Raw genomic sequence first — 13471 nt, forward strand, 5'->3', positions numbered from 1 at the left:
ATACTTTTTTATAATCATCATATATGCTCAAAGAGAATGATCGTCTTGATATTAATGAGGAATTACTTACAGTAAAATTAAAGCCAATATTAGGAATAACCCCAAAAATTTACGTTTTCTTTACAATAATTATCCTACCTTTAATATTAGTATTTAGTTTAATCATAAATACCAAATTAAACAATCCTGGAGCATACTTAAAGATAAAAACCAATGTCAATAATGCACATGTTTACTTAGACGAAAAATACATTGGAAGAACTCCACTAAAAAAATACATAAATACTACTAAAGGAACCTTAAAAATTCAAAGGCTTGGATTTGAGACTTATGAAAAGAAAATTGATATACAAAATAAATTTTTCACAAGCTATCAATTCAACATTGATTTAAGACTAAAAAATCCTGATAAGATCATTGCACAAAGACAAAAAGAACTCTCAGTTATGACAAAAATTAAAAATAATAACGACAATATACAATTAATTCCCGTATTCTCATTAATTGTAAACGACTTACCGAACAGTCCAGAACATATAAAGAAATTCTTTAAAACATCCATTCCACATATACATTCAAATACAATGTTTAAAGACTTTCTCATAGCATATAAAGATATGTATTCAATAAACAATAATAACAGCAAAGAAATATGGAAATCTCTACAACAAAACTTCAATTTGGAAAATAGGACAATAATTTGGTTTTTTGAAAATTTAGATAAAGAACAACAAAAACAAATATCCAACGAAACGTGGTTTAAAACACTAATAGAAAAACTAAAAAATGAAAATAAAATATTAAACTTTGAAACTAAAAATATAAATTTACATCTAAAGGATTTTAAAAAGATAGCCCCACAAAATATTGAAAGTACCCAAAATTACAAATTATATTCCCAAAATCTCACACTCAAGACTACATATAAATTAAAAGAATTTTTAATCCAGAACAGAAATGTAACTAAAACCGAATATCAAAAATTTTTAAATGAAAATCCAAAATGGACATTAAACAACAAAGACAATTTAATAAAAGAAGAACTTGTAGATGAAAGTTACCTTAAAACCTTTAAACAAATGCCTTCAAATGAAGATATTACTCATATATCTTATCATGCAGCAACAGAATATGCTAAATGGTATTCTTCAAATTTACCTAAAGGATTTAAAGCAAGACTCCCTATATCTCAAGAATGGGAAGTATATCAAAAAGAAGTACCAAAAGCTATAGAAAGTTTAAATACAAATGAAATATCTAAAAAAGTTGGCTTTTGGAATTTAATGCAAAACCCAAACATCAATGACTCCATATTATTTCAAGACGAAAACGATATATACTATGCACATTCAAACTTTAACTCACTAATCACTGAGATTAGAACATACAATTACAATAACAACTCAACACTTAAACCTTCAACTCAGGCTTCATTCCTAAAACATTGGTGTTCACCAAACATTGGATTTAGACTAGTTATTGAAAAGGAATAGGTGTGAGTATATTACTGCTTGAAAACAAAAAAGCAAGGTTCAATTACTTCATTGAAGATAAAATAAACTGTGGAATCATCTTAAAAGGAACTGAGGTTAAATCCATTAAATTAAAAAAATTTTCATTTAATGATAGCTTTGCCAGCATTAAAAAAGATGAAGTATGGCTTGAAAATTTACATATAGCAAAATATAAAGAAGGTAATATCTTCAATCACGAAGAAATAAGACGCAGAAAACTTCTTTTAACAAAAAAAGAAATACAAAAACTAAAAAAATTTAAAGAAAAAGAAGGATACACATTAGTTCCTATCTCGATTTATCTGAAAAATTCATTAATAAAAGTAGAACTTGGGGTATGTAAAGGAAAAAAATTATTTGATAAAAGAGAAGTGTTAAAACAAAAAAGCATAAAAAAAGATTTAAATCGTGAGATCAAACAATATAGATAAATGAATTAAATACAATTTATAAGCCATACAATAATCTTAAAGCGCAAATAAAAATTACTTACTTAAAAACTACACAATAACAAAGCATTAGAAATTAAAAAAATGACACACTTTTTTGACAGGTAATGAAAAACAAATATTACCAAAATTCTCACAAATTGAGTAATTATAATTAATATATTACAATTACTCAATTTTTATTTTGATTTTTATAATTAATACCTCTTAGTGAAAGAGACTTCAAGCATTAACCTAGCATCTTCATTAAAATTCATATCAACTTCTGGTTGCAATCCCCCCAATGTTATTCCTAAATTCTCTTGAAGTTTTCTATTATAACTAGACGCATATGTAAAAGGAAGTACAGCTTCAATAATTCGTGTTAAAACTAGAGTAGCTCCCCCTACCGCCGCTAAAGATAAAGCAAGTACTGTTGGCTTTTCCTTTTTTTCATAATGAGATTCAATTATAGAATATGTACCATAACTCAACAAACCAATACTCACAACATCAAAGCCTAAACTCAGTAATCCACCAGTAATATCGCCTTGTACTAAAGATCCTATCCCAAAACCTACAAAAAGATTCAATAAACAAGGCACTACAGCATCTTTTTTATAAGTTTCATAAAGTAACATTTTTTCTACGTTGCCACCACTACCCACAAGCTCATCATGATTTTGGGCAAAACTAACAAAAGCACAAAAGAAAACTAACATTAAAATCAATATTTTTTTCATAAAATACCTCCCAAATATAAACTGCTCAATGTTTGCAGTATATATTGCATCATATACTTCATTACATACTTATTACATATTCATTATATACTTATTAACTAAATTGTTCAATCTTTAATTTTAATACGAATCATTTAAACTTAACCTTCTTAATAATACTGCTTGAAATTCTCTTACCCACAGAAATACGTGATTTAATCATAAAATCATCAATGCTAATCATTCTAACAATATCTTTACTAGTAGAAAATTCTACAAATTCTGGATTCAAAGCAAAATCTATAAATTCATCTCCATCATTTAAAAATTCATAAATCTTGTCTGTGATAAACTTATCTATCTTAAACCTCTTAACATAATAAAAATTATCAGCTTTATTTAGATAAATTATAGAAAATACTTGATCTTTAGAATTATTGATATCATACACTAAAACATTCACATTATTCTTATCAATGAATGTTTTATCTTCAATATTTTTTAAAACATAAGAATTTTTCTTAAATATCAATATTTTATCATAATAGCTAGCATTACCAATAAATTCACCATCAATAAGACTCGTTCCAACAAAACCTGCCTTTAAGTTCAAATAAACCTTCATATTCTTAGTAGCTATTTCTTTAACATTTTTTGACTTAATAAGGGATATTTCCGTTTTTCTACGATAAACTTTGGAATATTTTTCAAGCAGAGTATCAATAAAATTTATTGAGAAACCTCTAATTGATTTAATATTACTCTCTACACTTTTTAATTCTTTACTTAAATTTCGAATATCTTTATTATTTTTATCAATATCAAACATACTGATCTTCCTAATAGGAATTTTAAGTAAATTTTCAATATCATCTAAAACAATATCTCTATACAAAAAACTATCTTTATATTTTAAAATTTCACTCAACACAATATTAACAACATCAGATTCTTTAGAAATAGTCTCAAGAATTTTATAAATCTTCTTTTCAATAAACATTTGTTCCAGAGTCTTAGAAAATATTTTTTCAAGTATTTTATTTCTCTCCAATTCAAGTTCCATCTTTAAAATCTTTTGCAAATGTTCAGCATGAAACTTGATAATATCTGTAACAGTATAGATAACAGGATATCTATCACTTAGTAAAAGCAAATTAACAGAAATAGAAACTTGACAATTTGTATAATGATACAATTTTTCAATAACTTCACTTGCATAAACTCCTCTTGGAAGGGTTAATTCAATCTCCACATTTTCGGTAGTAAAATCGTTAATACTTGAGACTTTAATATAATTTTTCCGAATAGCTCTCTCAATTGAAGCTATCAAACTCTCAGTAGTCTCTCCAAATGGCAATTCTTTTATTAAAATGGCCTTATTATCATCTGTAGGTTCAATCCTTGCACGAACCAAAACTTTTCCATTTCCATCAGCATACTCATTAACATCGACTATTCCACCAGTTGGAAAATCAGGATAAAGCTCATAAGACTCTCCAAGCAACTCACTTTTAACAGCACTTAAAATCTCATTAAAATTATGAGGAAGAATTTTAGCAGCCATGCCAACAGCTATTCCTTCACTTCCCTGAACAAGTATTACAGGAATTTTAGCAGGAAAAATTAAAGGTTCATCATTGCGACCATCATAAGAAGGTTCATAAGAGGTTATTTCCTTGCTATAAAGCACTTCAAATGCTAGAGGGGTTAATCGACATTCAATGTAACGCGATGCAGAAGCAGGATCTCCTGTTAAAAGATTACCAAAATTTCCTTGCTTTTCAATAAATAAATCCTTATTTGCCATATTAACAAGTGCTTCATAAATTGAAGTATCGCCATGGGGATGATATTTCATTGTATTTCCAACAACATTTGCAACTTTATGAAAATTACCATCATTCATCTCAAAAAGAGAATGTATGATTCGTCTCTGCACAGGCTTAAATCCATCAATAACACTAGCAATTGCACGATCTTTAATGACGTAAGATGAATACTGTAAAAAATTATCCTTAAGTAATGTTTTAATATCCATTAAATTAAATTCTCCATAATAAAGTTTCGCCTCTCAGGAGTATTTGGTCCCATATAAAACCCTAAGTGCTCTTTTATTTCCTTAATATTGACAAGATCTACTTTTGTAAGTCTAATATTAGAAACATCAATAAAACTCCTAAACTCACTTGGAGAAATTTCTCCAAGTCCTTTAAATCTTGTAACTTCAGGATTCTTAAGTTCACGAACAGCTTTTTGCTTCTCTTCTTCAAAATAACAGTAAATAGTGGAACTTTTATTCCTTACTCTAAAGAGTGGTGTCTCTAAAATATACATATGTCCATTCAAAACTAAATCTTCAAAATAAGTCAAGAAAAATGTTAAAAGCAAATTTCTAATATGAAAACCATCAAAATCTGCATCTGTAGCAATGACTATTTTATTATATCTCAAATTTTCAATCGATTCTTCAATACCAAGAGCCACCATCATATTATACAGTTCTTCATTTTTATATATTTCAGACTTATTTTTTTCAAACATGTTTTGTGGCTTCCCACGAAGAGAAAATATAGCCTGCGTATATACATCTCTACAAGACACCATTGACCCTGTTGCAGAATCTCCTTCTGTTAAGAAGATCATAGTCGAATCAGAATGCATACTCTTTTCATTAAAATGAAATTTACAATCTTTAAGTTTAGGAATTTTAAAAGATATTTTCTTTGCTCTCTCTTTTGCCTCTTTGCGTACACTACTTAATTCTTTTCTAAGACGCTCATTATCAACAACTTTGTTTTCAATTGCCTTTGCAAGGGTCTTATCCTTATAAAGGATTTCCAAAATTATCCTTTGTACTTCTTTAGCAACACTGCTTCTAGTTTCAATATTACCAAGCTTATTTTTAGTCTGACTTTCAAATATTGGGTCTTTTATCTTAACTGAAAGTGTAGCTATAAGTCCTTCTCTAATATCAGTAGATGAATATGTTTTTTTTAGAAAATCATTAATGGCTCTAGCAAAACCTTCTCTAAACCCTGTCTGATGGGTACCTCCATCACTAGTATATTGTCCATTCACAAATGAAAAATATGTCTCGCCATAATTATTTGTATGAGAGAAGGCAAATTCTAAAGTCTTACTGGAATAATAAACAAAATCATAAAGTAAATCTTCACCTTTAATCTCAGCATTTATAAAATCGAGAAGTCCATTATCAGATTGAAAAATCTGATCATTATAATTAATTTTTAAACCTTTATTTAAACAAGCATAATGAAAGAATCTTCTCCGTAAAAAATCTTCACTATATTTATATTTACCAAAAATCTCTGTATCAGCTAAAAATTCAATATAAGTGCCATTTTGTTCATTCGACTTACCTTCTATAGTATTAATTAAATTCCCTTTTGAAAAAATTGCTTCAAAGAAATTTCCGTCCCTTATTGACCTTACTAAAAAGTTTGAGCTTAAAGCATTAACCGCTTTAGTCCCAACTCCATTAAGTCCTACAGAAAATTGGAAAACATCATCATTATACTTAGCACCAGTATTAATAACAGAAACACTCTCTACAACTTTTCCAAGAGGAATCCCACGACCATAATCTCTTACACTAATGATATTATTTTCTTTTTTTATCAAAATTTCTTTGCCATGGCCCATAATAAATTCATCAATTGAATTATCAATAATCTCTTTAACTAAAATGTAAATACCATCATCAATATTAGAACCATCGCCCAATCTCCCAATATACATTCCAGACCGCAACCTAATATGCTCAAGGGAAGATAAGGTAACAATCTTACTCTCATCATAACTATTTGTATTCATTTAAATTCCTATCAACATTATATTGAATTTTCATCTTTTCTAATTTTTTAATTATCTTATCTCTAACAATAATATGAAGCTGAGCCTTATCATCATCTGTCAAATTAGAAACATCTATTAAAGAATGAACATGTACATATATGGATAATCCTGAATTCAATATCAAATTTTTAACAAAAACCTTATGTGTATTAAACAAAGTCACAGGAATAATTGAAGAATTTGTTCTTAAAGCCAGATTAACAGAACCTCTTTTAAAATCTCTTGTACTACCACCTCGATTTCTAGTCCCTTCAGGAAAAATTCCAATAGCTCCACCTTCTTGAATAACTTTAGCTGCTTTCCTTTGAGTAATAGCAGAAGATTTTATACTATTCCTATTTATAAAAATAGATCCCATAGAAATTAATAGAAAATTAATTAACGGAATTTTTAAAAGGGATTTCTTAGCAACTATCACAAAAGGTTTCATAAAAACATAAATTAAAAAAAGTGGATCCATTGAAGCAATATGATTTGCCATAATGACTACACCATCCTCAGGCAAAGAACAATCATCATCCTTTGTAACAATAACTTTAATTCCAGCAAACCACAAACTGATCTTAATAGCAAATCTAACTAATATAAAACTAAATTTTATAAAATAATTTTCAAATCTAAAAATCTTAAAAATTAAAAATACTGGAAATAAGACAGTAAAAACCAAAACAAAGAAAAAAAAATTAATATAAGTAACAATACTCCTTAATATTTTCATAAAATTTAACCTAATTTTTCTATCCTTTCAAGTTTCAATTTCTGCCCCTTCACCAAACTTACTTCATCTTTTAAAATTTTAATAGGATTAAGGAGAATTGTAGAAAACTTTTGTTTCTGAACTATTCTCTCGCTATACTCAATAATAAAAGCTTCACTTATCTTATTTTCATCCATGCTAATTTCATATTCAAGCACTAAATTATTATTTAGACTAAAAACATTAAAAATTCCATAATAAATATTATCTCCAACAATATAAGTAAGATTAGGATAAGAAAAATCATAAATGATATCCTTACACACATAATTACCATTTGGAATAAACAAAGAATCCTTATCATCCTCAACTAAAACAGAATCATTAAATCGTTTAAAAACACCTGAGAATCCATATTTATCATAAGCATCTGTTCCAGTATCAATTTTTATCTCAATATTATCAATATCAATAATTTTAATCCAAAAATTATATACTATTAAATCTGAAAAAATAGACTTGGTACTGATATTAAGAGTATTATAAGCAGGTCTTGAGATATACTCAATATGTGCAATTTCTTGAGCATTGTTTTTAAAAATACTAATTTCATTAAGATGCCTATTAAATGATAAAAATAAAGCATCCTCAAAATTTGATTTCCTTAAACGTTGATGTGCATTACTATCATACCAAACACCATATAAAAATTTATAAACTTCTTCTTTGGGTAAATTTTTCAAAGTTTGATATACATCATTATCTATCCGCCTGACTTTCTCACTAGCAGATAAAGGATAATATTTACCTTGCAATTGAGAATACTCATACTTTTCTATTTTACTTACTATCATATCCTCACCCTGCTTCTCATACCTTTCTAAAGAAATAGAATAACTTTCCCTTGACTTTTTATCATCATAAGCTGAGGATCTATCATATTTATTTATAATAATACTTCCATTCACCTTATCAAAAAATATAGGTCTATACGAGGCGACATCATTAGCAACTGCTCTTTGAAAGATATACAAAACAGAATCTTCATCTAAAAAACCTTGGATTACTATATCAAAATTATAATCACCAGTAATATCCTCAAGATACATATTGTAAGAATTTTTAGAATCAATATTTACTTGGGTTTTAAAAAGAACGACTGCTTCATGACTCTTTGGATCAAAACCAATAATAAATAAATAAGTTTTAAGATCTGCAAAATTCTGTGCTAAAACCACTTGTTCAAAATAAACATCTAAATTTAAATTTTCCTGATGAACTGACAAAATTTTGTAACCCTTAAGATCAATCAAAGAACCAAAGACATCTTCTCCAGTATCCCCACTTAAACCTGTATCAGAATAACTTATTTCACTAATTTTTTTCATCTCTTTATTAAAAACAATAAAATCTTTACTGCCTTTAACACAAGAGAACAAAGTTACAAAAAGAAATATAATCCATTTTTTAAAACACATATCACATGATTTTTATCTATACCAACAACAACTCAAATGTCTAAACATACTAATTGCTGGTCTTTCAACTAAAATCCTGTAAAGAAAAGAATGCTTCATTAAAATTTTCCTTAAAATTATTTTTATTCAAAATATAATCCAACACCAACTTATTATTTGCCTGATAAAGGATATCAAGCATACGATCTTCTTTAATTAAATTATCAGAATTAACAGAATCATTAACACTTGAACTGAAAGAAAATAAATAAACTCGCTGATCTGCTAAAAAGGGCTTAGACCACTGACCTTCTTTCAAATCAAAGATGACATCATAAAAATCTTTACTATTGCTGAAAACTGACAGTTCCCTTAAAGTACTAGGATAAATATTCATATTATACGCAAGATTAACAACATCTTTTTTCAATACCAAATTATGTTTTTTAAAAACTTGTTGCGGGCCATCAAAATTAACTTCAGTCAGAATATCATTAAGCTTTTTTTCAAGAAAAGTCTCAATAACACTGGGTTCATAAGTTTCTATATAGTTTCTAACAGAACTGATATCATGCTCTGAATTTTTATCAAAATCACCAATATTGCTCAATGCTTTGTATATATCATATCCATTTCCATTTTTAGATTTAATAGGACTAGTAAATTCATTCATCTTCAAAGAAAAAATTGCAGCAAGATCTTCCTTTTTCTCAAGGACAAGATCCAAATCAAAATAATATTTCTTAGAAGATGCAATACCTTTAAAATTAGTAACGTCTTCGGAATAAAATTTAGCAACTTCTTCAAAAGGCATACCTTTAGACAATTTTTCATAAGCACCACCAGCATCGCTTAAATTTTTAAAACGAATAGAAACAATATCTAAACTCTTAAATAATTTTTGATTCTGATCAGCATAAGAGATCACCTTATCTTTTGGAAAATCCTGGTATGAGAGTGAAACATATACAATATTGCGTCTAATTTCATTCATACTTTTAATAGCATTCAGAAGAGAGTCTGGCAATATGAAGCTGCTGCTTAACAAAACCTGTATGTTTGAAGAGAGTAAATTGTCTACTGTTTCATTATGAATTTTAAACTTCTGATAATCAGAAACTTTATTGTATCTCTTGGGACTAAAATTACCACTAGAGTCTAAATACACAGGAGAATTCATTAAATTCTTATTCAAAATATTTTTTGAAACATAAAAACTATTAGTTTTTGCTAAATCAATAAAGGCAATATCTTCCACATACTTCATAAAAGCCAAGTTCCAAATAAAATACTCTATATCAAGACTATTATTTTTTTTCAATTTAGAATAAAAATTTGAGTAAGATTTAACATATTGAGCAAATTTATTGTCTTTTTCATAATAAACTGGTTGTCCCTTATAAGATCCAAATTTTAAACTAGATGAATCAGTAGTATCAAATAAACCTGGCATTAAGGGTGCAATAATAAATCCAAACACAATTACGATAAGTGCTAAAAGCCCCCATGTTCCAACTTTTTTATCATTAAAATCAACTTTGGATATAACTTCTTTTGCTTGATTTACTCTCTTACGCATAAAAACAACCTTTATAATTTAAATAAAATAACATTTTAGATATTAAAATAGCATAATTAACATATTATTTCAATTAAAATATTTATATCAAAAAGCATTTTTGGTATCATATTTGGTATCATAAATGTACGTAAAATGTTTTTGGGAATTTAAGAGATCCCTACAACTTAATAATAAAAAATATGATAAAAGACAATTTGTATGAATAATGAATTTAATATCAAAATAAATCAAGAAGAGTTTAATAGGCTTACCAAAATAATTTATAATAATTTCGGTATTAATCTTAACGATAAAAAAAAATTGCTAATTGAAAGTCGATTATCATCAACAATCAGAGCAAAAAATTTGAGCAATTTTACAGAATACATTAATTACTTAGAAAAACAAAACAATCAAATATCTTTAATAGAACTAGTGGATAAAATATCAACAAATCACACTTATTTTTTTAGAGAACCTAACCATTTTGAATTTCTTGAGAAAAAATTGTTACCCAAAATGCTTAAGCAAATGGCTCAATCAAGAGAAGAAGAAATTAGAATATGGTCAGCTGGATGCTCAAGTGGAGAAGAACCATACACAATTGCAATGATATTAAATGAATACATAAACAACAACAAAATTCACTGCAAAGCAAAAATATTAGCAACAGATATTTCCATTACTGTTCTTAACGAAGCTAAAATGGGAATTTATTCTGAAGATCGGGTAAAGACACTTCCCAATCATCTAAAAATCAAATATTTAAATAAGATTACAAATGACAAATTCGAAGTCAAAGACATACTAAAAAAAATGATTCAATTTAAAAAATTGAATCTAATGAATGCAATTTTTCCATTCAAGAAAAAATTTGATTTAATCTTTTGCAGAAATGTAATGATTTATTTTGATGAAAAAACTAGAAACAAACTTGCTGAAAAATTCACTCAACATTTAAAAGATGACTCTTATTTGCTCATTGGTCATTCAGAAGCAATTAGAGACAGTAAAAATTTAGAATACATCATGCCAGCAACATATAAAAAAATCAACTGAATAAAAATAAGTGAAAATTGTTTATTCATAACTTAAATCATACTTCTTTAAGTCAGATTTACTTTTTCTCCCACTTTAACAAAATAAAGTAACTCACCTATCGTTGCAACATGATCTCCTACTCTTTCTAAAAAACTATTTAAAAATAATATATTTAAAAGATAATCTAAATTCTCTGGATTATTTTTCATCGCATCAATTACAATAGTTTTTTGCTTTGAAAATAATTTATCTATAATGTTATCATACTTTACTATTTTAAGTATTTTAACAAAATCTCCATCAAAATACGCATCAAAAATATTTGCAAGCATATCTTTTGCTGTATCTGCCATCTCCCTTAAAGGCTTTTGATAAATGTCAACCGAAGAAAAATCACCTACATTAGATTCTAAAAGAAGTACGACCTTTACAATTTTAGTAGAATGATCCGCAATACGCTCAAGAGAACTGATTATTTTAATAATTGCCAAAATCTCTCTAAGTTCAGTAGCGACAGGATGTTCAGTAGCAATGATTCGTCCACATAAATCCTCAATATCATATTGATAATCATCTATCATTTTCTCATCCTCATTGATAATCTTTTTAGCCAAATTTTTGTCTCTAGATTCCAAAGCTATTAACGAGTTTTCTATGATCTTAAGAACACACTCCTTCATATCCCAAAGATAATCTTTAATAACTTCAAGTTGTTTAGTAAGTCTACGTCTAATCATACCAAATTCTCCTAAAAAAACCGTTTTAAAAATAAAAATCTCAATTTAGAAAGCTCATAATAACTGCTAAAAGGATAGCTATCAATAACTCTCTTATAATAACTAAGAGACTTTATAAAATCTTTATACTTGCTCTCAGTCTCATATAGTTTGCCCAACAAATAATTATATCTATCTGGAAACCTTGAATTTAAATACTTTGGATAGTATAGCAAGCTTAAATTCAAAAAAAATTCATATTCGCCATTCATTAACAAAAATTCAAGAATATCAAGATAAGTATTCTCACTAAAATCAATATTATTTTCTACTAAAAATCTAACATCTCTTAATACATTTTCCACCTTACTTAATTTAATTCCAAGATCAATTAGATTTAAAAAAATCTTATTAAAGTATACATCTCTTAAACTCAAGTAATTTAAGTAAGAATTCAGATAATCTCCACTCTTATAATAAAGCTCGGCTTTTAATAAAGTATATTCATTATCATCAAAATCGTATTTATTAAGTAATGCAATTGCTCCTTTATAGTCATTAATGTAAGATAAATTTAAAGCTCTCTTCATAATGTCTCTCAAGCTTAAATTATTATTACTCTTATCAGTTTTAATAAACTTATCTAAACTTAAATTACCTTTGGGATTCATCTCATTCAAATTGGAAGATTCTTCCCTCTTAGCAATTTTCAAAATCACATTTTTAGTAAACTCCCTAGAATCCTTCACATTTTGATATTTAAAAGTCAATATAATAATTCCAATATTCTTTGAAGTTTGAAAAGTAAACATAGCTCCATTTTGATAGGATTCTGATACAAGCCTAATGAAGGCATTATTTTTAACATTTTTAATATAAATCCAAGTAGAATCTTTAAAAAAAAAATTAAATTTTGAATTAGTATTTACCAAAAATTCTTGCTTCTCGCTACTAAAATCAAGCTCATAAGTACTATATCGATTTTCAAAAGCTAAAGAAGGTATAATATTAATAATAAAAAATAAAAAATTAAAATAAATAAAACATTCTTTACTCACTTATAATTTTCCAAAATTTTATCAACTAATGATTCATTTTCTTTCTCTAAATCAATATTAAACAAATTATCTGACTTCACCCAAAGACTCTTAAGAAGCTCTTCACTAATTGACTGATGATGCATTACACTATCTCCTAACTTACCATCAGGAAGATTAGGCTTGGGAAAGAAAAAATCATCCATATTTAGACTAGAATTTAAATCAAAATAAAAATCTTCTATATTAAGTAATTTTAATTTTTGATTTAAATGTTCTTCTGTATTACTGCGAGTCTTTTCAATCATTCTATATGAATAAAAATAAGTAAAAAAAGAAACAATAATCGATAAAAGTATCAAAATTAAAAAATATTTTTGAAAACGAAATTTTTTCTCTCTCATAATAAATTCCCTAATATA

The 13471-nt window shown here is 27.0% G+C and carries 12 protein-coding genes; 3 read left to right on the forward strand and 9 right to left on the reverse strand.

What is annotated here, in order from left to right:
• Positions 1-23 precede the first annotated feature (23 nt).
• Positions 24-1493: an SUMF1/EgtB/PvdO family nonheme iron enzyme gene (locus BT0_RS00160; protein ID WP_011771996.1), complete on the forward strand. Its 1470-nt coding sequence runs from the start codon at positions 24-26 to the stop codon at positions 1491-1493.
• A gap of 2 nt (positions 1494-1495) precedes the next feature.
• The gene (smpB, locus tag BT0_RS00165) at positions 1496-1945 is read left to right on the forward strand and encodes an SsrA-binding protein SmpB (RefSeq protein WP_011771997.1); all 450 of its coding nucleotides are present in this window, start codon (positions 1496-1498) and stop codon (positions 1943-1945) included.
• Positions 1946-2160: 215 nt separating this feature from the next.
• Here smpB and BT0_RS00170 read toward each other — a convergent pair whose 3' ends face one another.
• From BT0_RS00170 to BT0_RS00195, 6 genes are all read right to left on the reverse strand, one after another.
• On the reverse strand, positions 2161-2685 hold the full coding sequence (locus tag BT0_RS00170; protein WP_011771998.1) for a P13 family porin: 525 nt from the start codon (positions 2683-2685) through the stop codon (positions 2161-2163).
• Positions 2686-2815: 130 nt separating this feature from the next.
• Positions 2816-4702, reverse strand: coding sequence for a DNA topoisomerase IV subunit A (locus BT0_RS00175; RefSeq protein WP_011771999.1), 1887 nt, complete (start codon positions 4700-4702; stop codon positions 2816-2818).
• Complete coding sequence (locus tag BT0_RS00180) at positions 4702-6498, reverse strand: DNA topoisomerase IV subunit B (protein ID WP_011772000.1); 1797 nt, start codon at positions 6496-6498, stop codon at positions 4702-4704. The genes BT0_RS00175 and BT0_RS00180 overlap by 1 nt, the downstream gene beginning before the upstream one ends.
• Positions 6485-7258, reverse strand: a complete 774-nt coding sequence (locus BT0_RS00185; protein ID WP_011772001.1) for a lysophospholipid acyltransferase family protein — start codon at positions 7256-7258, stop codon at positions 6485-6487. Before BT0_RS00185 ends, BT0_RS00180 begins: the two co-directional genes overlap by 14 nt.
• Before the next feature lie 5 nt (positions 7259-7263).
• The gene (locus BT0_RS00190; protein ID WP_011772002.1) at positions 7264-8715 is read right to left on the reverse strand and encodes a pallilysin-related adhesin; all 1452 of its coding nucleotides are present in this window, start codon (positions 8713-8715) and stop codon (positions 7264-7266) included.
• Positions 8716-8779: 64 nt separating this feature from the next.
• The gene (locus BT0_RS00195) at positions 8780-10273 is read right to left on the reverse strand and encodes a foldase protein PrsA (RefSeq protein WP_011772003.1); all 1494 of its coding nucleotides are present in this window, start codon (positions 10271-10273) and stop codon (positions 8780-8782) included.
• Between the two features lie 201 nt (positions 10274-10474).
• Between BT0_RS00195 and BT0_RS00200 the strand changes: the two genes are divergently transcribed.
• On the forward strand, positions 10475-11314 hold the full coding sequence (locus tag BT0_RS00200) for a CheR family methyltransferase (RefSeq protein WP_011772004.1): 840 nt from the start codon (positions 10475-10477) through the stop codon (positions 11312-11314).
• Positions 11315-11361: 47 nt separating this feature from the next.
• Here the strand turns inward: BT0_RS00200 and phoU are convergent, their stop codons facing one another.
• From phoU to BT0_RS00215, 3 genes are read right to left on the reverse strand one after another with little or no spacing between them, the layout of a single operon-like run.
• Entirely contained in the window at positions 11362-12033 is a 672-nt protein-coding gene (gene phoU, locus BT0_RS00205; protein ID WP_011772005.1) for a phosphate signaling complex protein PhoU, read from the reverse strand.
• Between the two features lie 11 nt (positions 12034-12044).
• The gene (locus BT0_RS00210) at positions 12045-13070 is read right to left on the reverse strand and encodes a hypothetical protein (protein ID WP_011772006.1); all 1026 of its coding nucleotides are present in this window, start codon (positions 13068-13070) and stop codon (positions 12045-12047) included.
• Positions 13067-13453, reverse strand: coding sequence for a hypothetical protein (locus BT0_RS00215; protein WP_011772007.1), 387 nt, complete (start codon positions 13451-13453; stop codon positions 13067-13069). The genes BT0_RS00210 and BT0_RS00215 overlap by 4 nt, the downstream gene beginning before the upstream one ends.
• Positions 13454-13471: the final 18 nt, after the last annotated feature.

The sequence above is a fragment of the Borrelia turicatae 91E135 genome, assembly GCF_000012085.2.
In the GTDB taxonomy this organism is placed as follows: domain Bacteria; phylum Spirochaetota; class Spirochaetia; order Borreliales; family Borreliaceae; genus Borrelia; species Borrelia turicatae.